We start from the raw sequence: 25,350 nt of genomic DNA on the forward strand, positions 1-25,350 counted from the left end.
GATATGGTCCTCAAGACAGCCTTCCCGCAATCGCATTGGCGATCTGCCGCGCATCGAACGGGCGCAGATCGTCCATCTTTTCCCCGACGCCGATGGCATGCACCGGCAGGCCGAAGCGGTCCGCGGCGGCGACCAGCACGCCCCCGCGCGCGGTGCCGTCGAGCTTGGTCATGACGAGCCCGGTGATGCCGGAAAGCTCGCCGAAGGTCTCGATCTGAGACAGCGCATTCTGCCCCGTCGTCGCATCGAGCACCAGCACCACGTCATGCGGCGCGGCGGGGTTGAGTCGCCCCAGCACCCGGCGGATCTTGGCCAGCTCGTCCATCAGCTCGCGCTTGTTGTGCAGCCGCCCGGCGGTGTCGACGATCAGCACGTCGATGCCCTCGGCGGTTGCCCGCTTGACCGCATCATAGACCAGACCGGCGGCATCCCCGCCTTCCGGCCCGGTGACGATCGGCACGCCGATGCGGTCCGCCCAGATCTTGAGCTGGCCGATGGCCGCCGCGCGGAAGGTATCGCCCGCCGCCAGCATCACGCCATAATCCTGTTCGGTGAAATAATGTGCCAGCTTGGCGATGGTGGTGGTCTTGCCCGATCCGTTGACTCCAACCACCAGGATCACCTGCGGTCGCGGGAAGGCGACGATCTCCAGCGGCTTCGCCACCGGCCGCAGCACCGCCTCGATCTCGTCGGCAATGGCGGCGCGCACGCTGTCCTCGCTCGCCGGTCCGTCGATGCGCCCCTCGGCCAGCCGCGCGCGGATGCGTGCCGCCATCTTCGGCCCCAGGTCGGAGACGATCAGCGCCTCCTCGATGCGGTCGAGCGTGTCGTCGTCCAGCCGGCCGCCGGAAAACAGCCCGCCCAGATTCTGGCCCAGCCGTTCGGAGGTGCGGCGGAACCCGCCGAACACGCGGTCGGCCCAGCTGCGGTCGTCTTGTTCGCTGTCGCTCATGCCGCCCCTTCGCCGATCAGCGCGTCGCCGTCCACCCTGACGATGCGCACGGCCAAGACCTTGCCCGCAGGCAGTGGCGCGGTCAGCCGCACCCGCGCGAAGCTGTCGGCATGCCCGGAGACGCCGTCGCGCTCGACCAGCATCGGCTGCACCATGCCGACCTGCGCCGCCAGCCAGCGCGCGCGATGCGCTGCTCCCGCCGCGCGCAGCGCCGCCGCCCGCGCCTTGACCAGATCGCGCGCCAGCTGCGGCATCCGCGCCGCCGGCGTGCCTTCGCGCGGGCTGTAGGGAAAAACATGGGCAAAGACGATGTCGCACTCGCCGATCAGCCTGGCGTTGGCCGCCGCCGCTGCATCGTCCTCAGTCGGGAAGCCGGCGATCAGATCGGCGCCGATGGCGATGTCCCGCGCCGCCTTCAGCCGTCCGACCATCGCCACCGCCTGTGCCCGACTGTGCCGCCGCTTCATCCGCTTGAGCATCAGATCGTCGCCATGCTGCAGGCTGAGGTGCACATGCGGCATCATCCGCGCCTCGCCGGTCAGCAGCTCGAACAGCGCCCCGTCGATCTCGGCGACGTCGAGGCTGCCCAGTCGCACCCGCTCCAGCCCGGCGACGCGCGTCAGCAGCGCCGCCAGCAGGTCCGCCAGCACCGGCGCGCCGGGCAGGTCATGGCCATAGCTGGTCAAATCGACCCCGGTCAGCACCAGCTCGCGATGGCCGCCAGCCACCAGCCGCTGCGCCGCCTCGACCGCCGCTGCGACCGGCACCGAGCGTGACGGCCCCCGCCCATAGGGGATGACGCAGAAGGTGCAGCGATGGTCGCAGCCATTCTGCACCTCCAGAAACCCGCGTGCGTGGGCACCGAAAGCCGGCACCATCTGCGGCGCCGTCCGCGTCAGCGCCATGATGTCACCCACCACCACCCGCTCGTTGCGCGCATAGGAGGCGGCCGCCAGCTTCTCGGCATTGCCCAGCACCAGGTCGACCTCGGGCATCGCCGCAAACCCGTCCGGATCGACCTGCGCCGCGCAGCCGGTGGCGACGATGCGCGCGTGCGGATGCGCCCGCCGCGCCCGCCGCACCGCGCCGCGCGCCTCGCGCATCGCATTGCCGGTCACCGCGCAGCCGTTGATCACCACCAGCCGCCGCGGATCGTCGCTCTGCGCCAGCGCGGCGCGGATCGCCTCGCTCTCGGCGATATTGAGGCGGCATCCAAAGCTCTCGACGATGGCAGCAGGCGCGCCGCTCACCCGAACCGGCTCCAGTCGGCGGTCCCGCGATATACTTCCGTGGCGGGGCCATGCATGGTCACCAGCCCGCCGTCCTGCCAATCGACCAGCAGGTCGCCGCCGGGCAGCGATACCGTCACCGGTCCTTCGATCAGGCGGGCGCGCAGTGCCGCCACCGCGCTCGCCATGGCGCCGGTGCCGCAGGCGCGGGTCAGGCCGACGCCCCGCTCCCACACTCTGAGGCGCAGCGTGGTATCGCCGGTGATGGTCGCGACATTGACGTTGACCCGCTCGGGAAACAGCGGGTCATGCTCGATGAGCGGGCCCAGCCGCTCCAGCTCGACCGCATCGCAATCAGGCGTGAAGAAGATGACATGCGGATTGCCGACGTTGACTGCCATCGGCGCCACCAGCTCTTCCCACGCCACCGGCATGTCGGCGGTGTCCATCGGATAGGCCAGCGGGATCGCGTCCCAGTCGAAACGGGGTGCGGGAAAATCGACCGAAACCAGACCGCCGCTCGTCGCCGTGCTCAGCAGCCCGCCGACCGTCTCGATGCTGGCCTGCCCGCCCAGCAGCGTGCCGACACATCGCGTGGCATTGCCGCACGATTCCACCTCGCCGCCATCGGCATTCCAGATCCGCATCTGCACGTCGGCGACGGTTGAGGGCGCGATGACGATGAGCTGGTCGCAGCCGATCCCTTCGCGCCGGTCGGCAATCGCCCGCGCCCGCGCCGTCGTCATGGCGACAGGCACCAGGCGTGCGTCGATGACGACGAAATCATTGCCCAGCCCATGCATCTTGATGAAGGAACCGCTCATGCCCGCGCATTTAGGGCGGGGCAGGGGGCGTGTCCATGTCACCGGTTCCTCCCCGCAAGGGGAGGAGGCACTTACCCCGCCCGCCTCTTCGTCTTGCCACCACGATGGATGGCGAGCACATCCTTGCTCGACAGCGAATGGCCGAACACATGGCCCTGGCCGACGGCACAGTCGAGATCGCCCAGCCGCTCGGCGGCGGCGAAGGATTCGATGCCCTCGGCGACCACCGGCAGCCCCAGCGACCGGCCGAGTTGCAGCACTGCTTCGGCGACCGACTGGCCATTTTCGCCCTCGGCCATGCGCGCCACGAATTCGCGGTCGATCTTGACGCTGTCGAACGGCAGCGCGCGCAACGAGGCGATGGACGAATAGCCGGTGCCGAAATCGTCGAGCGCCACGCGGATGCCCTGGTTGCGCAGCGATTCGAACACCGCCTTGGCCAGCGGCACATTGTCGATGATCGCGGTCTCGGTGACCTCGATCACCAGTCGACGTCCGGGGAAGCCGGTCTCCGCCAGCAGCTTCAGCAGCTTTTGCGCAAACCACGGGTCGCGCAACTGCAACGGCGACACGTTGAGCGAGAGGCTGAGATGTGCGGGCCATTCGCGGGCTTCGCTCAGCGCACGGCGGAACAGCATTTCGGACAATGGGCCGATCAGCCCGCAATCCTCGGCCACCGGGATGAACTCGGCCGGCCCGACCACGCCGAGGTCGGCCGAGGTCCAGCGCGCCAGCATCTCGTATCCGATCGGCTCGCCGCTCGCGAGATCGATCAGCGGTTCATAGACCGGATAGGGTTCGCCCGCGGCGATTGCTGCGCGCAGCGCCTGCTCCACGCAATCGGTGCGATCCAGCGTCGCGCCCATCGCATCGTCGAACCGGCAATAGCGGCATCGCCCGAGCTGCTTGGCGCGGTACATGGCGACATCTGCCTGCCGCAGCAGCGTTTCGAGCGCGATGCTCTCCCCGCCCGCCACCGCACAGCCGATCGAGGCACTGGTCGCGGCATTCGTGCCGTTGATCTCGAGCGGGTGGGACAGATGGCCAGTCAGCCGCTCGGCATAGGCATCGAGCCAGCCGTCCTTGTCGTCATGCACCGGCAGCAGCAGCGCGAATTCGTCTCCGCCCAGCCGCGCGATCAGCGCACCAGCGGGCACGTCCCGGCTCAGCCGTTCGGCGGTTTCGGTCAGCAGCCGGTCCCCGCCGCTGTGGCCGTGCAGATCGTTGGTGGTCTTGAAGGCGTCGATGTCGATCACCAGCGCCGCGACATGGCGGCCTTGCGCCTGCCATTCGGCAATGCGTTCCTCGGCCATCCTGGTCAGCCCGCGCCGGTTGAGCAGGCCGGTCAGCGCATCATAATGCGCCAGTTGCAGCGCATGCGCCTCTGCCAGCGCGCGCCGCTCGACCTCGGCACGCAGGTCGCGGAACCGACGCCAGCCGAACAGGATCAGCGCGATGTTGAGCAGCAGGGTGGAGGTGATCGCCCATTGCGATTCTGCCACCACCGCGGTGATGCCGATGATCGAACGCAGCCAGCTCGTCCCGGTGCCGACCAGCAGCAGGATCGCGGCCAGCGTGATGCCGCCGATCAGGAAATCCTGTCCGGCACGCACCGTGGCCTCGCGCTTGGCCGCTTCTATCCGGGGTAATTCCGCTGCCACAGCCGCGCCCAGCACCTTGCAATCATTGATCGTCACGGTTGCGTAGCATCCGAGCTATGTAATCGGGGTTAACGCGGCCCGGCTTGCGTGCGCCGCCGCGTCCCGCTATGGGCCACGCCATCAGGCCGGCGCATCAACCCGGCTCATCCACGCTGGTCGGCGAGTTTTCGCCCACCGGCGTTTTTCGCGTTATCCTGCCGCAAGGCGCAATTTGGTGAGGGAAAAGGGCATGTTCGACAGTCTCAGCGACCGTCTCGGCGACGTTTTCTCTCGCCTGCGCGGGCGCGGCGCGCTCACCGAATCGGATGTGCGCGAAGCGATGCGCGAGGTGCGCGTGGCCTTGCTCGAGGCCGACGTCGCGCTGCCGGTGGTGCGCAGCTTCATCGATCAGGTGACCGAACTCGCCATCGGCCAGAATGTGCTGAAGTCGATCACCCCCGGCCAGCAGGTCGTCAAGATCGTCTCCGACGCGCTGACCGAAATGCTGGGCTCGACCACCAGCGACCTGCTGCTCGACGTGGTGCCGCCGGCCGTGATCATGATGGTCGGCCTGCAGGGTTCGGGTAAGACGACGACGACCGCCAAGCTCGCCAAGCGGCTGAAGGACAAGGACCGCAAGAAGGTCCTGATGGCCTCGCTCGACGTCAACCGTCCGGCCGCGCAGGAACAGCTGGCGACGCTCGGTACCCAGATCGACGTGGCGACCCTGCCCATCGTCGCCGGCCAGCAGCCGGTCGAGATTGCCCGTCGCGCCATCCAGGCCGCGAAGCTGCAGGGCTTCGACGTGCTGATGCTCGATACCGCCGGTCGCCTGCATGTCGACCAGCAGCTGATGGACGAGATGCGCGCCGTCGAGGCGGAAGCGCGGCCGGCCGAAACCCTGCTCGTCGTCGATGCGCTGACCGGTCAGGACGCAGTGCAGGTCGCGCAGCGCTTCTCCGACGATATTGCACTGTCCGGCGTCGTTCTCACCCGCATGGACGGCGATGCGCGCGGCGGTGCGGCGCTGTCGATGCGCGCGGTCACCGGCAAGCCGATCAAGTTCGCCGGTACCGGCGAAAAGATGGACGCCATCGAGCCCTTCCATCCGAGCCGTGTCGCCCAGCGCATCCTCGGCATGGGCGATGTCGTCAGCCTCGTCGAGCGTGCGGCGGAGACCATCCAGCAGGATGAGGCCGAACGCATGGCGGCGCGCGTCGCCAAGGGCCAGTTCGATCTCGACGATCTGCGCGCCCAGCTTGGCCAGATGCGCCGCATGGGCGGCCTCGGCGCCATCGCCGGCATGATCCCGGGCCTCAAGAAGGCGCAGGCGGCGATGAACCAGAGCGGCATGGACGATCGTGTGCTGATCCGCATGGACGCCATCATCTCGTCGATGACCGCGCAGGAGCGCGCGCGCCCGGCGATCATCAACGCCAAGCGCAAGATCCGCATTGCCAAGGGCTCGGGCATGCAGGTGCAGGATGTCAATCGCCTGCTCAAGATGCACCAGGAAATGGAAGGCGCGATGAAGCGCCTGAAGAAGATGGGCGGCATGAAAGGGCTCGGCGCGATGTTCGGTCGCGGCGGTGGCCTGGGCGGGCTGATGGGTGGCGGCGCGGCCGGTCTCCCCGGCCTCGGCGGTGGCGGCCCCGGCGGAATGCAGGGCCTGCCGCCCGATCTGCAGAATCTGCTCAAGAAGAAATAAACCAAATCAACAACTTAACCACATCGCACCACGTATATGCGTGATGATTGATTAGAAGGAAGACCAACATGGCAGTCAGCATTCGCCTTTCGCGCGGCGGTTCCAAGCAGCGCCCTTACTACAAGATCGTTGTCGCCGACGCGCGCAGCCCGCGCGACGGCCGCTTCATCGAACGTATCGGCAGCTACAACCCGCTGCTCGCCAAGGATAATCCCGAGCGTGTGAAGCTCGACGTCGAGCGCGCCAAGCATTGGGTGTCGGTCGGCGCGCAGCCGACCGATCGCGTCGCCCGCTTCCTCGACGCCGCCGGCGTCAAGGAGCGCGCACCGCGCAACAACCCGCAGAAGGCCGAACCGGGCAAGGCCGCCAAGGAGCGCGCCGAAGAGCGTGCCGCCAAGGCTGCTGCTGCCGCCGAAGCCGCGGCTGAAGCCGCTGCTGCCCCTGCGCCGGCAGAAGATGCTGCTCCGGCTGAAGAAGCGGCACCTGCCGAAGCCGAAGCCGCGACCGAAGCCTGAGCCCGGTCATGCGCAACCCCGACCGCCCGGTCGTGCTCGCCGCCATCACCGGCGCGCATGGCCTGGGCGGCGAGGTGCGGCTGAAACTGTTCGGCGACGGGCCGGATGCGCTGAAACGCTACAAGGCGTTCAACGGCGGCGCGCTGACCTTGAAGGCGATCAAGCCGGTAAAGGGCGGCGCCATCGCCCGCTTTGCCGAAATCCCCGATCGCACCGCCGCGGAACGCGCGCGCGGCACCGAACTCACCGTCCCCCGCAGCGCCCTGCCGCCGCTGGGCGAGGGCGAATATTATCATCACGACCTGATCGGCCTGCCTGCTGTCTCGACCGAAGGAGAGCCGCTGGGCACGGTGGTGCTCGTCGAGAATTTCGGCGCCGGCGACATCCTCGAAATCGAGCGGCCGGCCGGCAGCGACGGCAAGCCCGGCAAGCGCTTCATGGTCCCGATGAATGCCGACGCCGTGCCGGCGTGGAGCGACGCGGGCGTTCGCATTGACCCCGCTTGGCTCTCATGACCTTCGCCGCCCACCTCCTCACCCTCTATCCGGACATGTTCCCTGGTCCGCTGGGGCACAGCATCGCCGGGCGGGCGCTGGCCGATGGTCTGTGGTCCTGCACCGCGACCAGCATCCGCGATTTCGCAACCGACAAGCATCGTACGGTCGACGATACCCCGGCGGGTGGCGGAGCGGGGATGGTGTTGCGGGCGGATATCGTTGCCCGCGCCGTCGACCATGCTGCTGCCGCGCACCCCGGTCAGCCGATTATCGCCATGACCCCGCGCGGCGCTCCCATCACCCAGGCCCACATCCGCGAACTCGCGTCAGGCTCGGGCGTGACCATCCTTTGCGGCCGCTTCGAGGGGTTCGATGAGCGGTTGTTCGAGGCGCGGCCCGAGATCGAGCAGGTCAGCATGGGCGACATCATCCTGTCCGGTGGAGAGATGGGCGCGCTGATGCTGCTCGACGCTTGCATTCGGCTGATTCCCGGCGTAATGGGCGCGACCTTGAGCGGGGAAGAGGAGTCGTTCGAAAACGGCCTCCTCGAATATCCGCACTATACCCGACCAGTGACATGGGAAGGGCGCACGATCCCCGAAGTGCTGCGATCGGGGGATCATGCGAAGATTGCCGCTTGGCGCAAAGCCCAGGCGGAAATCGATACACGGTTACGCAGGCCGGACCTTTGGGAGCGTCATGTCGATGCTCGGGCCCGACCTGCCTCTGGCGCGCGGCATGAGAAGTAAGGACACAGGCAAATGAACCTGTTGCAGCAGATCGAGGCCGAAGAAGTCGCTCGCGCGATGGAAGGCAAGACCATTCCCGATTTCCGCCCTGGCGACACGCTGCGCGTCGGCGTGAAGGTCATCGAAGGCGATCGGACCCGCGTGCAGGCCTATGAAGGCGTCTGCATCGCCCGTTCGAACAAGAGCATCGCCTCCAACTTCACCGTGCGCAAGATTTCGTTCGGCGAGGGTGTCGAGCGCGTGTTCCCGCTGTACAGCCCGAATATCGACAGCATCACCGTCGTCCGCAAGGGCGCCGTGCGCCGCGCCAAGCTCTATTATCTGCGCGGCCGTCGCGGCAAGTCCGCCCGTATCGCCGAACGTCGCGAGAACCGCGGCGAGTAAGCGTTCGCAAATGGCGATAGAAGGGCCGGAGGAAACTCCGGCCCTTTTTGCATTCAGCAAGCCGTTGCGCCTCGCGTAACGACCGGCCATGAAATGACGGATGACCAGTCCCCGTCCTCCGCTCACACCATCGCAGGTCAAGGATCTGCAAGCCGCTCAACGGCTGTTGCAGGCCGGCAATGCCGAAGGTGCGATCGGCCGCATCCGGCCACTGTTGGCCGGCGGGCTGGTGCATGCAGACGTTTACGCGCTGTTCGCCGCTGCGTGCCGTAGCGGGGGCCTGCTGGCGGAAGCGCGTACATCGCTCAATGCTGCAGTGAACCTCGATGGCGCCAATCCGCGCTATTGGGCTGCGCTCGCCGATCTGCTGGTGGCGACTGGGGACCTCTCCGCGGCGCGGGTGGCGTGGGACCGGGTGACAGTACTGTCACCTGAAGACGATGCCGCCGCTCTGGCCTTAGCGGATGTGCATCTCCAGCTTGCTGACGGCGACGCTGCCGAAATCCCGTTGCGCACCGTCCTTGCCCGAAACCCCGCCTCGCTGCGCGCCCGTCATGCGCTCGCGCTCGCGCTGCGGATGCAAGATCGGGCGACAGAGGCTCTGGAGCATAGCGCCGCAATTCTTGCGACCAACGTCCCGCCGGCGCAGAGTGAGGCGCTGCATGGCCACCTGCTGGGCGACCTCGGGCGCTGGGAGGAATCCGAGCAGGCCTATCGCCGCGTCCTCGCCCGTGAACCGCAGCAGCTCGATGCCCTCGATACGTTGACGCGGCTGCTGCCGCAGCTTGGCCGCGAAGCCGAGGCGCTGGAGCCTTATCGTGCGGCGCTGGCTGCACAGCCGGCCGGGGAGGCGTTGTATGGCGCGGCACTGGCTGCCGCACGCAGTCTGGGCCGGGCGCGGGATCTGCTGGAGTGGAGCGAGGCAGCGCTGGACCGCTTTCCGGTGAACCTTGGTTTCGCTGTCCACCGTGCCGATGCGTTCGGCCTGACGGGCGATGTCCAGTCCGCGCTCGCCCTGCTTGCGCCGCTGGCTGGGCGAGACGCCGGTGCTGCAGCCCAAGCGGCGCACTGGAGCTTGGTGGCCCGGGAGCCCGAAGCGGCAGCCCGCCATGCCGAGCGGGCCACTGAGCTGGCTCCCGACACCCAAACCGGCTGGGCCTATCTCGCAACCGCCTGGCGCCTGCTCGCCGATCCGCGAGCCAACTGGCTCAACGATTATGATCGCTTGACCGTCGCCATGGCGCTCGAGCCTCCTGAAGGCTTTTCCTCGACGACCGATTTTCTTGCCGAGCTCAGATCAGCGCTCGACGGCATGCACCTCACCCTGGCGCACCCGGCCGATCAGTCGCTACGGCATGGGACGCAAACGCGCGGCCATCTGTTTTTGCGCCGCCACCGGCTGGTTACTGCGTTGGCGCTGCAGTTGCACCGCCAGATCGAGAGCTGGCTGACCATGCTGCCCAAGGACGCCAGTCATCCGTTCCTGCGCCGCAACAGCGGGCAGATGCTGTTCAAGCACAGCTGGTCCGTGCGCCTGTCGGACAGCGGCTTTCACGTCAGCCATATCCATCAGGATGGCTGGCTGAGCAGCGCCTTCTATGTCGCTCTGCCGCCAGCGGTGGGCGTCGCCGGGGAGGGTGGTCTGCCGCAGGGGGCGCTGACCTTCGGATCGCCCGATGCCACGCTGGGCCTCGATCTGCCCCCGGAGCGGGTGCTAATACCGGAAGAGGGCGTGTTGGCGCTGTTTCCCAGCTATGTCTGGCATGGCACCGTGCCGTTCAGCAGCGACCAGCCCCGCCTGACCGTGGCGTTCGACGCGCTGCCGCGTTGAAGCGCGCCTAGGTCGTAAACTCATTAAATGCGCGTTCGAGGTTCGAGGCCATTTTGTTCAGGGCAAGGCGGCAAGGCGCAGGGATAGTGGTTCTATCTCCAGCCTTGCCAACGCGGCCCTGGACAAAATGGGTCGAACCCCTGCGGGGCGGTGAAATGGCTTCGATCTCGGCTCCAGACGGCCTTGCAGGTGGAACCACCACCCGCGGCGGCCGCCTGACCCCGATATCTTCGCCATTTCATCGCCTCGAACGCGCATTTAATGAGTTTACGACCTAGATAAAGTTTCGCACAGGGACGGCTGTGCGACTTTTCCTGTCACGCATTTGTCCCTATGGCGCACCGCAGCAAACAGGAGTGTGTCATGGGTTATCGGGTCGTGGTCGCCGGGGCGACGGGCAATGTCGGGCGGGAGATGGTCAACATCCTTGCCGATCGCCAGTTTCCCTTCGATGAAATCGCGCTGCTCGCCTCGTCGCGGTCGGCCGGGGAAATCATCGATCTGGGCGAAACCGGCAAGACCGCCAAGGTCCAGAATATCGAGCATTTCGACCCGACCGGGTGGGATATTGCGCTGTTCGCGATCGGGTCGGACGCGACCAAGCTGCACGCGCCGCGCTTTGCCGCCGCCGGCTGCGTCGTCATCGACAACAGCTCGCTCTACCGCATGGACCCGGACGTGCCGCTGGTCGTGCCCGAGGTGAACCCGGATGCCATCGACGGTTACAAGGCCAAGAACATCATCGCCAACCCCAATTGCTCGACCGCGCAGATGGTTGTGGCGCTGAAGCCGCTGCACGATGCAGCGACAATCAAGCGCGTGGTGGTCTCCACCTATCAGTCGGTGTCCGGCGCCGGCAAGGCGGGGATGGACGAGCTGTTCGAACAGACCCGCGCTGTGTTCGTCGGAGACGAAAAGACGGTGTCGAAATTCACCAAGCAGATCGCCTTCAACGTCATCCCGCACATCGACAGCTTCCTGGACGACGGATCGACCAAGGAAGAGTGGAAGATGGTGGTCGAGACCAAGAAGATCCTCGATCCCAAGATCAAGGTCCACGCCACCTGCGTGCGCGTGCCGGTGTTCGTCGGCCATTCGGAAAGCGTAAACATCGAGATGGAGCGCGAATTGTCCGCAGAGGACGCGCAGTCCATCCTGCGCGAGGCGCCGGGCATCATGCTCGTCGACAAGCGCGAGAATGGCGGATACGCGACCCCCATCGAAGCGGCGGGGGACGATGCCACCTACATCAGCCGCGTCCGTGAAGACCCGACGGTCGAAAACGGACTCGCCTTCTGGTGCGTCTCCGACAATCTGCGCAAGGGCGCGGCGCTCAACGCGGTGCAGATTGCCGAACTGCTCGGGCGGCGGCACCTCAAGAAGGGGTGAGCGCAAATGGCTGAACCGTTCGAAGGTGGTTGCCTGTGTGGCGCGGTGCGCTACCGGGTGACTCCTACCGTGCGGTTCCAGCCCTATGCCTGCCATTGCACCGACTGTCAGACCCGCACGGGCAGCGCCTTCGGCATCCAGCTCAGCGTCATGGCCGATGATCTCGGCCTGACGGGCCCAATTCTGCGCGGCGAGCATGTGCAGCCGAGTGGCGCGGTTGCCGGCATTTTTGCGTGCGAGCGCTGCCTGACACGCATCTACACCGACAATGACCGTCGACCCGGTATCGTTAACCTGCGCGCCGGAACGCTGGATGACAGCCGCTCGCTAGTGCCGTTCGCACACCTGTGGGTATCCAGTAAACTGCCCTGGGTGACGATTCCGTCAGAAGCGATAGCACTGCAGGAACAGCCGCAGGATCAGGCTGGGTGGATTGCCGTCTTGCAGCCCAGGCCGGTCGAGAGATAGGTCGTTGCATGCCCTCCAGCGCCGGCATTGCGCGGCCATGGCTTGCGCTGCCGCGCACTCAGCGCATCGCCCTGGGTGCGTTGCTGGCGCTGGTCGTCCTCGCCAACATCGATCAGCCCTATCCCGCGCTGGCGCCGCTGCACCATATCCCGACGCTCGCGCTGATCGGCCTCGCGCCTTGGTGGCTGCGGCGCTGGCCGTTGAGCGACGGAGCGCTGCTTTCCCTGCTCGGCTTCTTCTCGCTGCACAGCGTCGCCGCACGCTGGACCTACAGCTATGTGCCTTACGACGCTTGGGCGCAGGCGCTGATCGGGACGACTGTCAACGAGCTGTTCGGCTGGAGCCGCAACCATTTCGACCGGCTTGTGCATTTCGCCTTCGGCGCGCTGCTGATGGCACCGCTGGCCGAATGGCTGAGGCCGGTCCTGCCCACCGTGCGCCTGCGCCTCTTCGCCGCCGTGATCCTGCTGCTCGCCGCCAGCGCCGCCTATGAGTTGTTCGAATGGCTGCTGACGCTGTTCATGGCCCCCGATGCTGCGGAAGCCTATAACGGGCAGCAGGGCGACATGTGGGATGCGCACAAGGATATGGCGCTGGCCCTCGGTGGCTCGCTGGTCGCTTGGCTGTGGATCGGCCGGCGCGCCGCTTGACCGATCACTCCATCGGTGGCGGCGGCGGTGCGCCGGGGCGCGGGGCCTTCATCAGCAGCACCAGCGGCACGAAGCAGGCGACGAGCAGCGAGAGAATCCAGAAATTGTCGATATAGGCGATCATCGCCGCCTGCCGGTTGATCATCGCATCGATCAGTTGCAGCCCGCCTGCGCCCACTTCTCCCAGCAGGTCGGCGCTCGACGGGTCGACCGGGGGCAGGCTGCCCGGCGTGACATGGGCCGAAAGATCGGCGTGGCTGGTCTGGATGTTGCGCGCCAGCAGCGTCGTGATCAGCGAAATCCCCGCGCTGCCGCCGATCGAGCGTGACAGGTTGAGCAGGCCCGCGCCATCGGTGCGATGCTCGGGCGCGATGGTGGAAAAGGCGATGACGTTGAGCGGCATGAAGCACAGCCCCATGCCCATGCCTTGCAGGAAGCCGACGACGATGAACTCGTTGCTGCCCATCTCCAGCGACCAGCCGGTGCTGCGCCACAGCGTCGCCGCGGCGATGGCGAAACCGGTGCCGATCAGCACCCGCGGGCCGACCATGCCGATCAGGCGGGTTGCGATCATCATCGACAACAGCACGCCGACGCCGCGCGGCGCCAGCAGCATGCCGGTATCGAACACCGAATAGCCGAACAGGCTCTGCAGCATCGGCGGCATCAGCGCGGAGATGGAGATCAGCACCACCCCCATCAGTGCGGAAAAGCCCATCGCGGTCACAAAGCTGCGGCTGGTCAGCAACGCGCGCGGGAAGATCGGGTCCCTGGCCGTCGCGACATGCACCGCGAACATCCACAGCGCAGCAACGGCGATGCCCAGCTCGACGATGATCTCCGGCGATTGCAGCCAGTCCTCGCCTTGCCCGCGATCGAGCATCAGTTGCAGCGTGCCCAGCCCGATGGCGAACAGGAAATAGCCCAGATAATCGAGCCGCCGGCGGACGATGGCGCGGCTCGGCAGCAGCCACCACAACACCGCCAGCGTGGCGATGCCGATGGGCACGTTGATGTAGAATACCCAGCGCCAGCTATAGCTTTCGGTCAGCCAGCCGCCGATCATCGGGCCGGAAATGGGCGCGACCATCACCCCCATGCCCCACACCGCCATCGCCCGTGCGTGGCGGCTGGGCGGGTTGATGTCGAGCATGATGGTCTGGCTCAGCGGCCCGATGAAGGCCGCGAAAATTCCCTGTCCGATGCGGAAGGCCACCATTTCGATAAGGTTGGTGGCGATGCCGCACAGCATCGATGTGGCGATGAAGCCGGCCACTGCGATCAGGAACAGGTTGCGCGATCCCACCCGGTCGGCGAGCCAGCCCGTGATCGGCGTCGCTACCGCAGAGGCGATGATGAAGCTGGTCAGCACCCATGTCACCGTCTCCGGCGTCGCGCCCAGCGCGGTCTGCATGTGCGGGATGGCGACATTGGCGATGGTCGAATCGAGAAACTGGATGATGGACGCGCCCATCACCGCGACCATCAGCAGCCCGCGATGCTTGACGGGCAGGGTAGCGACGTCGGCAGCCGGCGCCGTCACTGCCGCTCGTCGAAATGCACTGTCACCTCAGCGGACAGACCGGCGAGCAGCGGGCGCGGCGGGGTGCCATCGATGGCGATGCGCACCGGCACCCGCTGGGTCACCTTGACCCAATTGCCCGTGGCATTCTGCGCCGGCAGTACCGAGAATTCGCTGCCCGTGCCCGCACCGATGCTGACCACCCGGCCGGTCAGTTCCAGATCGGGATAGGCGTCGAGATGAATGGTGGCGCGCTGGCCGACGCGCATATGGTCAAGGTCCGTTTCCTTGAAATTGGCCTCGATCCACGTGTTCTGGCTGGCGACGATGGTGAGCGCGGGCAGGCCGGCGACCATCGTCTGACCCACCTGCAACCGGTCCGCCTGGCTGATCATGCCACCGATCGGTGCGCGAACCTCGGTGCGGGCGAGATTGTATTGCGCTTCCTCGCGACGCGCGCGTCCGGCGAGGATGCCCGGGTTGACGCCTGGCGCGATCCGACCGGTCGCCAGTTGCGCGCGGGCCCGCACCGCTGCGGCGCGCGCGTCGGCCAGCCGGCCTTGCGCTTCCGACAGGGCGCTCTCTGCCGCGTCGACGCGCGCCCGGGTGTTGAAGCCGCGCGCCATCAGCGCCCGCTCGCGCTCGGCCGCGGCACGGGCGAAGCTGACCGCGCGTTCGGCGGTCGCGATATCCACCTGCATCGTGTCGGCGGTGGTCGTCATCGTCGTCACATTGGCTTCGGCTTGCGCGATCTGCGCCTCGGCCTGGTGGATCGCGATGCGGAACGGTTCGGGATCGATGCGGAAGAGCAAGTCGCCGACGGCCACCCGCTGGTTTTCGCGCACGCCGACCGCCACGATGCGGCCGCCGATTTCCGAGGATATCGACACCTTGTCCTGCTGCACATAGGCGTTGTCCGTCGAAACCGAGGTGCCGCTGGTCAGCCACCACCACAGGCCCAGGCCGATCAGCAGCACGGGCAGCGACAGCATCAGCGGCAGGCGCCAGCGCGGCGGTGCAGGGGGGCTGGCAGGCTCAGGCGTGGCCATGGGCGTTCTCCGGCTCTGGCGTGTCGATGCTGCGCAGCAGGCTGGCGCGGAACTGGGCGATGCGGGCCGTGAAGGCCTCGCGCTCGTCGGCCGAGAAGCCGGCAAAGGATTGATCGAGCAGCGCTTCGGCAATGCCGCGCATCTGTTCGATCAGTGGTTGCGCCTTGTCGGTCAGGTGCAGGCACCATGCGCGCCGGTCGCCAGGGTCGGCGCGGCGTTCGATCAGATCGGCTTCCTGCAGCCGGTCGACCATCCGGGAGAGGGTGATCGGTTCCACCTCGAGCTGGTCGGCGGCGCTGCCCTGGTTGATGCCCGGGTTCCGCGAGACCACCACCAGCACCCGCCACTGCTGCCCCGTCACGCCAAGCGCGCGGGCGCGCGCGTCGAAGGCACGGCGGAACAGGCGCGCGGTATCGGCCATAAGGAAAGCGGCATTATCACTCATGTGTGCCGATATAATAACGATGCTTATTATAGGCAAGGGTATGACTGCAGGCGGCTATCCGGTGGGGTAGGCAATCGCCACAATCTCCCATTCCTTCGCGCCCGATGGCAGCATCACCCGCCGCACATCGCCCACCGCCGCGCCGCGCAGCGCGCGCGCCAGCGGCGAATCCCAGCCGATGCGGCCATCGCCCGCCTCCGCCTCGTCGTTGCCCACCAGCGTGACGACGCGTTCGGCCTCCTCTTCGTCGATCAGAGTGACCGTCGCGCCGAAGAAGATACGCGTCTTGTCCGGCTGTTGCGCGGGGTCGACGATCTTGGCTGCCTTCATCCGCTTGGCCAGCCAGCCCAGCCGCCGGTCGATCTCGCGCATGCGCTTGCGGCCGTAAAGATAATCACCGTTCTCGCTACGGTCGCCATTCCCCGCTGCCCAGCTCACCACCTCGACGATGGCGGGCCGCTCGGTGCCGAGCAGTTGCTCATATTCGGCCCGCAGCGCGGCAAAGCCTGCGGGGGTGATGTAGTTGGGCCGGTCCAAGGATCAGCCGGCCGTCGGCTTGCCCAGATAATAGCTCAGCCGGTTGCGTTGCTCGGCCGGCGCGCCGGGGCGCAGCGTGTCATAGACCACGGCATTCTCCAGTACGCGCTGCACATAGCCGCGGGTCTCGCTGAACGGGATTGCCTCGATCCAGTCGAGGATGTCGACAGCCCCGGTGCGTGGATCGCCATTGGCGCGCAGCCAGCGGTTCACATTGCCCGGACCCGCATTGTAGGCAGCGACCGCCAGCGGATAGCTGCCGCCATAATAGTCGAGCATGCTGCGGAAAAAGGTCGAGCCGAGCATGATATTGTAGCTGGGGTCGTTGGTCAGCTCGCCCAGATTATAGGGCAGGCCGGCCTGGCGCGCGGTCTGCTGCGCCGTCGCGGGCATCAGCTGCATCATCCCGCGCGCGCCGACCGGGCTTTGCGCGGCGCGGTCGAACTGGCTTTCCTGGCGGGTGATGGCGTGGATGAAGGTCCAGTTGTCGGCATGGCCCGGCGGCACGTCGAGCGTCGGAAAAGCGGCTGGGACATAATCGGTGAGGCCGTTGGTCCGTGCGCTGCGGCCAACCATCACGCTGAGGTCGGCGCGGCCGATCTGCTCCGCCAGCTCGATGGCCAGCGCATGGTCGGCGTCGCTGGTCGCCGCGTTGGCGATGGCGCGCAGGAACAGCGATTGCGTCCGCCAGTCGCCCTGCTGCCCCAGCAGCCGCGCGGCGGCAACCACCGTGCGCTGCTCGAAGGCGCTGCGCTCGTCGGCCCCGACGCTGCGCTCGGCACCGGCGGGGCGCGGCTGCGGCTGGCCGAGCCGTTCGAGCGCAAGCTGGCCGTGGAACTGGTCATAGTTGCGCGAGGCGCGGGTGAAATAGTCCTGCGCCAGCTCCGGATCGCGTGCCTCGGTGGCGGCACGCCCGGCCCAGTAGAGCCCGCGCGCCCACACCTGCGGCGATCGGCCGCCGGTCGAATAGAGCGCGAACAATCCCGCTGCCTCGCGCGGCCGGCCGAGATCCTTGAGCGCGGTATTGGCTGCGAGCCAGACGAGGTTGGTATATTCGTCGCGCACGCCCAGCGGCTGGTCGACCACGCGCGCACCGGCGGGCAGCAGGCCGTCGACCTGGCGGGCCATGTCATAGGCGAGCTGCGGCTGGCCGGCGGAGCGTGCGGCGCGGGCCTGCGCCACCAGCAGCTCCAGCCATTTCTCGGGGTCGGCCGGCGGCGCGGCGAGCACGCGCGGCGCGGCCAGCAGCGCACGCGCCTCGCCGGTGCGTCCGCTCGCGATCAGCCAGCCGGCCTTGTCGGCAATATAGCCGGCATTGGTGGTGGTCAGCGTCGGGTCGATGCCCTCTGCTTCGCTGGCGCGCAGCGCCGCCGCAGTGGCGCGGGTGCGCATCGCCAGCCGCGCCGAGAATTCCGGGCTGCGCGCGGAGGAGACGAACGCGATCTGGCGCGCTGCCGCCGTCGTCGCATTGCTCCACAGCAGCCTGTCCATCCGTGCATCATGATCGGCCTGGGTCAGCACCGAAGAGAAGCGCGCGAGCAGCGCCGCCTCGTCATCGGCGGAGAGCGTCCCGCCGGTCCACGCCCGCCGCGCTGCGGCTTCGGCGTCCCGCTCGCGCCCGGCAGCGGACAGCGCCAGCGCATAGCGCAACTGGCCAGCGGCGTTGGTCGGCGCAAAGCGCGCAAAATAGTCGGCGGCATGCGCCGGCACGATACCGGCGGGCGACAGCGCCTCTTCGGCCTTGCGCTTCAGCTCATTCTCGTTGGGCCAGCCCGGATTGGCGAGCAGAAAGCCTGCCACCCGGTCGAACGACGGGCGCGGTTCGGCCCGCAATGCCTGCCATTCGGCCAGCGCCTGCGCCGCATCCATGGCGACCACGGCCCGCTGTTGCTGGCCGTTCCACATCTGCGCGACGCACATCGTCGGTGCCAGCAGCAAGCCGAACACGATTGCGCGCGATGCGCTCGATTGAAACAGAGGCGATACCATGCTTGCCATGATGGGGGAGCAATCCTAACTGGCGCTGAACGGAGCGGGGAGCCGCACCGCATTTCCGCGCGAGTCTATGCTGCGGGAATCCGCCCTGTAAAGGAGCAAGACGATGTTTTCGGGCTCGATACCGGCCCTGGTGACGCCCTTTCGCGGCGGAACGATCGATGAGGACGCCCTGCGCGCGTTCGTCGATTGGCAGATCGCGTCCGGCTCGTCCGCGCTCGTGCCCTGCGGTACCACCGGGGAAAGCGCGACATTGGGGTTCGACGAGCATTACCGCGTGTTCGACATCGTCATCGAAGCCGCCGCCGGCCGGGTGCCGGTGATTGCCGGCTGCGGTTCGAACGATACCGCCACCGCCGTGCGCCACATGGCAGAGGCGAAGGCGCGCGGCGCGGATGCCGCACTGATCGTCGCGCCCTATTACAACCGGCCGACGCAGGACGGAATGGTCGCCCATTTCGAGCATCTGGCCGCGCACTCCGATCTGCCCATCGTTGCGTACAATGTGCCGGGCCGCACCGTGACCGACATCCTGCCCGATACGCTGGCGCGCATCGCCGCCTTGCCAACGGTGGTCGCGGTCAAGGACGCGAGCGGCGATCTTGCCCGCGTTACCGAACAGCGGCGCGCCCTTGGTGCGGATTTCTGCCAATTGTCCGGCAATGACGATCTGTGGCTGAGCCATACCGTGCTTGGCGGCGCGGGCTGCATTTCGGTCACCGCCAATGTCGCCCCTGGCCTGTGCGCTGAATTCGCCGCAGCCTGCGCCGCCGCCGACTGGTCTGCGGCGCTGGTGCTGCACGAGCGGCTGTTCGCGCTGCACAAGGCGATGTTCTTTGATGCAAGCCCTGGTCCCGCCAAATATGCGCTGTCGCGGCTGCACGACTGGTTCGATCCGCAAGTGCGCCTGCCGATCCTGCCGGCCAACGCCGCGGCGCGCGCTGCGGTCGATGCCGCGCTCGCCGAAGCCGGTCTCCTCTGATGGCGCGGCCGCATCACGCCGAGTTCGACAAGAAAAAGGTCGTGGCCGACAACCGTCGCGCCCGCTTCGATTATGCTGTCGATCAGGTGTTCGAAGCCGGCATCGCGCTCAAGGGCACCGAGGTCAAATCGCTGCGCTTCGGTGACGGCAGCATCGGGGACAGCTATGCCGAGGTGAAGGACGGCGAGGTGTGGCTGGTCAACAGCCACATCCCCGAATTCAGCCATGGCAACCGCTTCAATCACGAGCCGCGCCGCCCGCGCAAATTGCTGCTGTCCGGTCGCGAGATCCGCAAGCTGCATGGCGCCGTCGCCCGTGAAGGGATGACGCTGGTCCCGCTCACCGTCTATTTCAACAGCCGCGGCCGCGCCAAGGTGGAGCTGGCGCTGGCCAAGGGACGCAAGGCGCACGACAAGCGGGAGCATATCAAGGAACGCGACTGGAAGCGCGATGCCCAGCGAATCCTCAGGGAGCGCGGCTGATGACCCGCAACCGGAACCTCGTCATTGCGAGCGCAGCGAAGCAATCCAGTGTCGTGGTGCGCCGCACTGGATCGCTTCGCTGCGCTTGCAATGACACCATGATTGGATCGGGGCATCCATGACCGGCTTCATGGGGTGGATCAGGCGCAACAGCCCGACGCGCGAACAGTTGCTCGAAAGCCGCTGGCTGAAGCCTTTCGCCCACCGCATCGCGCACAGCGAGCTGTGGCGCTTCACCCGCCGCTCCGTCCCGCGCGGAGTGGCGCTGGGCCTGTTCGTCGGCATCTTCCTGCTGATCCCGGGCGTCCAGATCATCGGCGTGGCCATGCTGTCGCTGCCGTGCCGCGCCAACATTCCCATCGGCGCGGCCATGACCTTCCTGTCCAATCCCGCCACCACCCCGCTCATCATCGCTGCGTCGGTGTGGACCGGCAACACCGTGTTCGGTCTGCGCGCTGATCCGTCGATGCTCTTCCAGCTATGGGATGAGGGGGCGAGTGCGAACCAGTGGCTGACCTGGTTCTTTTCCGATGCCGCGCCGGCATTGCTTGCTGGCCTGTTCATCATCTCGGTGGTGTCTGCGGCGGTCGGCTTCGTGCTCGGCTCGGTGATCTGGAACGCCTGGCTGCGGTGGCGCTGGCGGCTGCGCCTGAAGGCCCGCATCGCGGCGCGGCTCAACGCCTCCTCCTGATCGCGGGGGCGCAGGCGCGGCGGCAGAAACTACACCCGTAGTCATTGCACCGGCCCGCTGCACTGTTATAAGCCACCATTACTGACCGACGCGGAGCAACCGCGCGGCACTTCCGGAAGGATTGAGCATGTTTCGCACCCGTTTTGCTGCCGTAGCCCTCGTTTCCGCTTCGGCGCTGGCGTTGTCCGCCTGCGCGAGCACCGGGGGCGCGCCCGCCCCGATCGCTGTCGCCCAGCCGGCACCCGCGCCGGCGCCCGCCCCCGCCCCGGCGCGTCCGCGGCCCTCGATCGGCGATTTCGGGTTCGATAGTGCCGGTATGGATCGCAGCGTTGCCGCCGGCGATGATTTCTACGCCTTCGCCAACGGCGCCTGGGCGCGCGCCACCAGCATCCCGGCCGACAAGTCCAACTATGGCATGTTCACTGCGCTCGGCGATCTCAGCCTCAGTCGCACCCGCGCCATCCTCGATGAAACCCGCGGCCGCGCTGACAGCAAGATCGGGCGCGCCTATGCGAGCTTCCTCGACGAAGCCGGCGTCGAAGCGCGCGGCCTCGCCCCGATCCAGCCGTGGCTGACCGAAATCAAGGGCCTGCGCAACCGCGCCGGCTATGTCGCGCTGGCCGCACGGGCCGACCGGGCCGGTATTCCCACCCTGTTCGGCAGCTATGTCGGCCAGGATGACCGCAGCCCGGACCATTATCTGTTCACCATGGGTCAGGCCGGCATCGGCATGCCTGATCGCGACTATTATCTGGAAGCCGCGCCCCGTTTCGCCACCGTCCGTGCAGCCTACCTCACCCACCTCGAGACCATGCTGACGCTGGCGGGGGAGAGCAACGCCCGCGCCCGCGCACAGGCGGTGATGGATTTCGAGACGCGCATCGCCCGCGCCCACTGGAACCGCATCGATTCGTCCGATGCGACCAAGACCTACAACAAGATGACGCTGGCCGAGCTGCAGCGCATCGCGCCCGGCTTCGACTTTGCCGGCTTCCTGCGCGGGGTCGGGGTCAACCAGACCGATCTTCTTATCAACCAGCCGAGCGCTTTCACCGCAATGGCCCGCGAATTCAGCCGCGCCCCTGTGGCGGTGCTGCGTGACCAGCTGATCATCCGCAGCATGGCCAGCTATGCCGACGAGCTGCCGCGTGCGGTGGGTGACGCCAATTTCGCTTTCTACGGCACCGCTCTCTCGGGCACGCCGCAGCGTGAAGATCGCTGGAAGCGCGCGGTGCGCTTCACCGAAGGCGTGCTCGCCGACGATCTCAGCCGCGAATATGTCGCCCGCCATTTCCCTGCGGAAACCAAGGCGGCGATGGATACTTTGGTCTCAAACGTGCTCGCGGCGCTCGGCGACCGCATCGACAATCTGTCGTGGATGCAGCCGCAGACCAAGGTCCGTGCCCGCGCCAAGCTCGCCAACTTCACCGTCAAGATCGGCTACCCCAGCCAGTGGCGCGACTATAGCGCGCTCGATATCCGCGCCGATGACCTGTTCGGCAACGCCTGGCGCTCGGCCAATTTCGAGCATGAGTATCAGATCGCCAAGCTCGGGGGCCCGGTGCAGCGCTGGGAATGGGGGATGACCCCGATGGAGGTCAACGCCTACGCCAACTTCTCGATGAACGAGATCGTCTTCCCGGCCGCGATCCTGCAGCCGCCCTTCTTCGATCCCAATGCCGATCCGGCGATCAACTATGGCGGCATCGGCGCGGTGATCGGCCACGAGATCAGCCACCATTTCGACGATCAGGGCGCGAAATACGACGAGAACGGCCGTCTTGCCGACTGGTGGACGCCGCAGGACGTCGCCGCGTTCGAGGCTGCGGGTCGTCGCCTGATCGAACAGTACAACGCCTATGAGGTGCTCGGCGAGCATATCAACGGCGAGTTCACGCTGGGCGAGAATATCGGCGATCTTGCCGGCCTCGCCATTGCCTATGATGCGTACAAGAAATCGCTGAACGGCCAGGAAGCACCTGTTATCAACGGGATGACCGGCGACCAGCGCTTCTATCTCGGCTGGGCGCAGGTGTGGCGGCGCAACTATCGCGATGCCAATCTGTTGCAGCGCCTCACCACCGACCCGCACTCGCCGTCGATCCAGCGCGCCTGGGTCGTGCGCAATCTCGATAACTGGTATGAGGCCTATAATGTCACCGCTGGCCAGCGCCTCTACCTCGCCCCGCAGGATCGCGTGCGCATCTGGTAAGGGCCGGGCCGCGCAAGCCCCGCATCGCCCGCTCCTGGCGAGCGCGGTCGAGACACCGTCAAATTGGCGGTGGTGGCTCGACTGCGCTCGACACGGGCAGGGATGATAGGGCAAGGCGCACATGTGACGGAACGTAGCGCCATCCTCTATGCATTGACCGGTCAGGACGGCGCCAGCGCGCGCCTGCCGTGGCTGATCGTCGGCCTCGCGGCGCTCGCCTCGGCCATCCTGCTATGGCTGCCGACCCGGTCCCCGGTCCTCGTCGCCGGCTTTGCTGCTGCCGCACTGGTCGCAGGAGCGATCGCCGTGCTGATGCGCGGCTCGGCCCGCGCAGCGCCCGCGCCGGTCGAGCAGGGTACCGACTGGTCGCTGGTCCGCGCCATCGCCGATGGCGATGCGCAAGGGCTGGCGGTCACCGATCGCACCGGGCGGCTGGTGTGCGCCAACGATCTCTATTGCGACTGGTTCGGCGGCGCGGTGACCCCGCCGGGCCTGCCGGTCGATGCCCGGACCAACGCGCTCCTGACCGAGGCCGGGCGGACGGCCTGGCGTGACGGCGAAGCGGCCGTGGCGGATTTCCCCTGCAACGGCCGCACGATGAGCGGCATGGTCCAGCGCATCGGCCATGCCGAAGACCATCTGGTCTGGCGCTGGCGTGTGCATGCCGTCGCCGATCCGGTCGGCGATGCGTTGGCACAGCTGGTCGGTCCATTGGGAAGGACGCTTGGCGAAGCCGGGGTGATGGTCGCCATCGTGTCCGCAGCCGGCACCGTCCGTGCGGCCAATGCGGCCTTTCGGCTGCGCGCATCGGGCAGCATCGACGCGGCGATCGAGGGAGAGGATTTTGCCGGGCTGCTGCGCGTCGATCGTGCCGGTCAGTTCCGCATCGCGCGCGAGCGGGACAGCGCGCTGCCGCTGCGGCTGGTGGAAGTGCCACTGTCCGGCGATGCTGCTGCGCCGCTGCTGCTGTTGATGCTCGATGAGGACCGCCTGCCGGCCGACCCGGGGCTCGCCCCAGATCTCATCGACCGGCTGGTGCAGGCCTTGCCCAGCGGCATCGCCATGGTCGATCGCGACGGGCGCTTCCTGTCGATCAACCCGGCGTTTGCGCGGGCCGTCGGCTCGGCGCCCGATGCCTTGCCCTCCTATCCCGGCGACCTGCTGGTCGCGGAGGACAAGGGCGCCATCGGCGATGCCATCCGCCGCCATGCCAGCGGGCGCGGCACCAGCGGCGAAATCTCGGTACGGCTGCGCGATGCGCCGGAAGCACCGGTCAGCATCGGCCTGATCGGCCTGCGCGGTCTCGGGCAGGCGGCAGTGCTGCTGACCCTCGCCGAAGCCGGCTCGGCCCCGGTCCCGCACGAGCGGATGGAACAGGCCAGCAAGATGCAGGCGATCGGCCAGCTCGCCGGTGGAATCGCCCATGATTTCAACAATATATTGACCGCAATTCTCGGTGCTTGTGACCTTATGCTGCTGCGGCATCAGCCGGGGGACAGCGACTATGACGATATCCAGCAGGTGCGCAGCAACGCCAACCGTGCCGCCAATCTGACGCGCCAGCTGCTCGCTTTCTCCCGCCAGCAGACGCTGCGGCCGCAGATCCTCAACCTGTCCGATATCGTCGCCGACGTCTCGCACCTGCTTGAGCGGCTGATCGGGGAGACGGTCAAGCTCGACGTCAACCACGGACGCGGTATCGGCCCGGTGCGGGCCGATCCGGTCCAGCTCGAACAGGTCATCGTCAATCTCGCGGTCAATGCCCGCGACGCCATGCCGCGCGGCGGCACGCTGACCATCGCCACGGCCGCGGTCGGCCCCAAGGATCTGCCGAAGGGGCAGGGCGATATCCTGCCGCCGGGCGACTACAGCCTGCTGTCGGTCACCGATACCGGCACCGGCATATCAGCCGATGTGCTCCCCAAGATTTTCGATCCCTTCTTCACCACCAAGGATGTAGGCAAGGGCACCGGGCTCGGTCTTGCCACCGTCTATGGCATCGTCAAACAGTCGGAAGGCTATATCTTCGCGGACTCGCGCCCGGGGCAGGGCACCCGCTTTTCCATCTACCTGCCGGTCTACAAGGGCAGCCAGCCTGCCGAGGCGCAGCGGCCCGCGCCCGCAGCGGGCGCCCGCAGCCTGCATTGGGGCAGCGGCACCATCCTGCTGGTCGAGGATGAGGATATGGTCCGCGCGGTGGCAGAGCGGGCGCTGCTGCGCGCCGGCTACACTGTCGTCACCGCCACCCAGGGCGAGGACGGGCTGGAACGCTTTGCCGAGATGGAGGAAGTCGATCTCGTCGTCAGCGATGTGATGATGCCGCAGATGGACGGCCCTGCGATGGTCGCCGCGATACGCGCCAAGCGCGCCGATGTGCCGGTGCTGTTCATGTCCGGCTATGCCGAGGAGCAGTTGCGGCAAACCATCGCGCTGCCCAATGTCGCCTTCCTCGGCAAACCCTTCTCGGTCGCCCAGCTGGTCGATGCGGTGGCCGCGATCAGGGATGCGTCGCGGGGGTAATCCTGTGCGGGTAAAGAAGGGCCAAGGCGTCATTCCACAGCCCTGAGCGTGTCGAAGGGCGTGTCGCGGTCATGCGCAG

The 25,350-nt window shown here is 67.2% G+C and carries 23 protein-coding genes; 14 read left to right on the forward strand and 9 right to left on the reverse strand.

Annotated elements, in window-relative coordinates; translation table 11 throughout:
* Positions 1-10: 10 nt before the first annotated feature.
* From ftsY to AC0QC4_RS06580, 4 genes are all read right to left on the reverse strand, one after another.
* Positions 11-952, reverse strand: a complete 942-nt coding sequence (ftsY, locus tag AC0QC4_RS06565) for a signal recognition particle-docking protein FtsY (protein ID WP_483658930.1) — start codon at positions 950-952, stop codon at positions 11-13.
* The gene (gene mtaB, locus AC0QC4_RS06570; protein WP_483658931.1) at positions 949-2,202 is read right to left on the reverse strand and encodes a tRNA (N(6)-L-threonylcarbamoyladenosine(37)-C(2))-methylthiotransferase MtaB; all 1,254 of its coding nucleotides are present in this window, start codon (positions 2,200-2,202) and stop codon (positions 949-951) included. Before mtaB ends, ftsY begins: the two co-directional genes overlap by 4 nt.
* Complete coding sequence (gene dapF / locus AC0QC4_RS06575) at positions 2,199-3,005, reverse strand: diaminopimelate epimerase (protein WP_483658932.1); 807 nt, start codon at positions 3,003-3,005, stop codon at positions 2,199-2,201. Before dapF ends, mtaB begins: the two co-directional genes overlap by 4 nt.
* 71 nt (positions 3,006-3,076) lie before the next feature.
* Entirely contained in the window at positions 3,077-4,702 is a 1,626-nt protein-coding gene (locus AC0QC4_RS06580) for a putative bifunctional diguanylate cyclase/phosphodiesterase (protein ID WP_483658933.1), read from the reverse strand.
* 193 nt (positions 4,703-4,895) lie between these two features.
* On the opposite strand from AC0QC4_RS06580, the gene ffh reads away from it, so the two are divergent.
* The 9 genes from ffh to AC0QC4_RS06625 all read left to right on the forward strand — a co-directional run bounded on the left by ffh (position 4,896) and on the right by AC0QC4_RS06625 (position 12,836).
* The gene (ffh, locus tag AC0QC4_RS06585) at positions 4,896-6,353 is read left to right on the forward strand and encodes a signal recognition particle protein (protein ID WP_483658934.1); all 1,458 of its coding nucleotides are present in this window, start codon (positions 4,896-4,898) and stop codon (positions 6,351-6,353) included.
* Positions 6,354-6,421: 68 nt separating this feature from the next.
* Positions 6,422-6,868 carry a 30S ribosomal protein S16 gene (rpsP, locus tag AC0QC4_RS06590; RefSeq protein ID WP_483658935.1) on the forward strand — a complete coding sequence of 149 codons (447 nt, stop codon included), beginning with the start codon at positions 6,422-6,424 and terminating at the stop codon, positions 6,866-6,868.
* A gap of 8 nt (positions 6,869-6,876) precedes the next feature.
* Entirely contained in the window at positions 6,877-7,383 is a 507-nt protein-coding gene (gene rimM / locus AC0QC4_RS06595) for a ribosome maturation factor RimM (RefSeq protein ID WP_483658936.1), read from the forward strand.
* Entirely contained in the window at positions 7,380-8,114 is a 735-nt protein-coding gene (trmD, locus tag AC0QC4_RS06600; RefSeq protein WP_483658937.1) for a tRNA (guanosine(37)-N1)-methyltransferase TrmD, read from the forward strand. Before rimM ends, trmD begins: the two co-directional genes overlap by 4 nt.
* A gap of 12 nt (positions 8,115-8,126) precedes the next feature.
* On the forward strand, positions 8,127-8,498 hold the full coding sequence (gene rplS, locus AC0QC4_RS06605; RefSeq protein ID WP_483658938.1) for a 50S ribosomal protein L19: 372 nt from the start codon (positions 8,127-8,129) through the stop codon (positions 8,496-8,498).
* A 100-nt stretch (positions 8,499-8,598) separates the two neighbouring features.
* A complete protein-coding gene (locus tag AC0QC4_RS06610; RefSeq protein ID WP_483658939.1) occupies positions 8,599-10,329 on the forward strand; it encodes a putative 2OG-Fe(II) oxygenase in 1,731 nt (576 codons plus the stop codon).
* 363 nt (positions 10,330-10,692) lie between these two features.
* A complete protein-coding gene (locus AC0QC4_RS06615; protein ID WP_483658940.1) occupies positions 10,693-11,718 on the forward strand; it encodes an aspartate-semialdehyde dehydrogenase in 1,026 nt (341 codons plus the stop codon).
* 6 nt (positions 11,719-11,724) lie between these two features.
* Positions 11,725-12,186 (forward strand): GFA family protein, encoded by a 462-nt coding sequence (locus tag AC0QC4_RS06620; protein ID WP_483658941.1) that lies wholly within the window; start codon positions 11,725-11,727, stop codon positions 12,184-12,186.
* 8 nt (positions 12,187-12,194) lie between these two features.
* Entirely contained in the window at positions 12,195-12,836 is a 642-nt protein-coding gene (locus tag AC0QC4_RS06625) for a DUF2238 domain-containing protein (protein ID WP_483658942.1), read from the forward strand.
* A 4-nt stretch (positions 12,837-12,840) separates the two neighbouring features.
* On the opposite strand, the gene AC0QC4_RS06630 is transcribed toward AC0QC4_RS06625, so the two are convergent.
* Genes AC0QC4_RS06630 through AC0QC4_RS06650 form a run of 5 tightly spaced genes read right to left on the reverse strand, consistent with a single transcriptional unit; the run spans position 12,841 to position 18,378 of the window.
* Positions 12,841-14,379 (reverse strand): DHA2 family efflux MFS transporter permease subunit, encoded by a 1,539-nt coding sequence (locus AC0QC4_RS06630; protein ID WP_483658943.1) that lies wholly within the window; start codon positions 14,377-14,379, stop codon positions 12,841-12,843.
* Complete coding sequence (locus AC0QC4_RS06635) at positions 14,376-15,407, reverse strand: HlyD family secretion protein (protein WP_483658944.1); 1,032 nt, start codon at positions 15,405-15,407, stop codon at positions 14,376-14,378. The genes AC0QC4_RS06630 and AC0QC4_RS06635 overlap by 4 nt, the downstream gene beginning before the upstream one ends.
* The gene (locus AC0QC4_RS06640) at positions 15,394-15,852 is read right to left on the reverse strand and encodes a MarR family transcriptional regulator (RefSeq protein WP_483658945.1); all 459 of its coding nucleotides are present in this window, start codon (positions 15,850-15,852) and stop codon (positions 15,394-15,396) included. The genes AC0QC4_RS06635 and AC0QC4_RS06640 overlap by 14 nt, the downstream gene beginning before the upstream one ends.
* Positions 15,853-15,906: 54 nt before the next feature.
* Positions 15,907-16,389 (reverse strand): transcription elongation factor GreB, encoded by a 483-nt coding sequence (gene greB, locus AC0QC4_RS06645; protein WP_483658946.1) that lies wholly within the window; start codon positions 16,387-16,389, stop codon positions 15,907-15,909.
* 3 nt (positions 16,390-16,392) lie between these two features.
* On the reverse strand, positions 16,393-18,378 hold the full coding sequence (locus AC0QC4_RS06650; protein ID WP_483658947.1) for a lytic transglycosylase domain-containing protein: 1,986 nt from the start codon (positions 18,376-18,378) through the stop codon (positions 16,393-16,395).
* A 112-nt stretch (positions 18,379-18,490) separates the two neighbouring features.
* Here AC0QC4_RS06650 and dapA point away from each other — a divergent pair, with 112 nt between their 5' ends.
* The 5 genes from dapA (at position 18,491) to AC0QC4_RS06675 (ending at position 25,271) form a co-directional block, all read left to right on the forward strand.
* On the forward strand, positions 18,491-19,366 hold the full coding sequence (gene dapA / locus AC0QC4_RS06655) for a 4-hydroxy-tetrahydrodipicolinate synthase (RefSeq protein ID WP_483658948.1): 876 nt from the start codon (positions 18,491-18,493) through the stop codon (positions 19,364-19,366).
* The gene (gene smpB, locus AC0QC4_RS06660; RefSeq protein ID WP_483658949.1) at positions 19,366-19,848 is read left to right on the forward strand and encodes an SsrA-binding protein SmpB; all 483 of its coding nucleotides are present in this window, start codon (positions 19,366-19,368) and stop codon (positions 19,846-19,848) included. Before dapA ends, smpB begins: the two co-directional genes overlap by 1 nt.
* 118 nt (positions 19,849-19,966) lie before the next feature.
* Positions 19,967-20,539 carry a DUF2062 domain-containing protein gene (locus AC0QC4_RS06665; protein ID WP_483658950.1) on the forward strand — a complete coding sequence of 191 codons (573 nt, stop codon included), beginning with the start codon at positions 19,967-19,969 and terminating at the stop codon, positions 20,537-20,539.
* 127 nt (positions 20,540-20,666) lie between these two features.
* Positions 20,667-22,751: a M13 family metallopeptidase gene (locus AC0QC4_RS06670; protein WP_483658951.1), complete on the forward strand. Its 2,085-nt coding sequence runs from the start codon at positions 20,667-20,669 to the stop codon at positions 22,749-22,751.
* A gap of 102 nt (positions 22,752-22,853) precedes the next feature.
* The gene (locus AC0QC4_RS06675; protein ID WP_483658952.1) at positions 22,854-25,271 is read left to right on the forward strand and encodes a hybrid sensor histidine kinase/response regulator; all 2,418 of its coding nucleotides are present in this window, start codon (positions 22,854-22,856) and stop codon (positions 25,269-25,271) included.
* The last annotated feature ends 79 nt before the right edge of the window (positions 25,272-25,350 follow it).

It is taken from the genome of Sphingomonas sp. jy18, assembly GCF_056931895.1.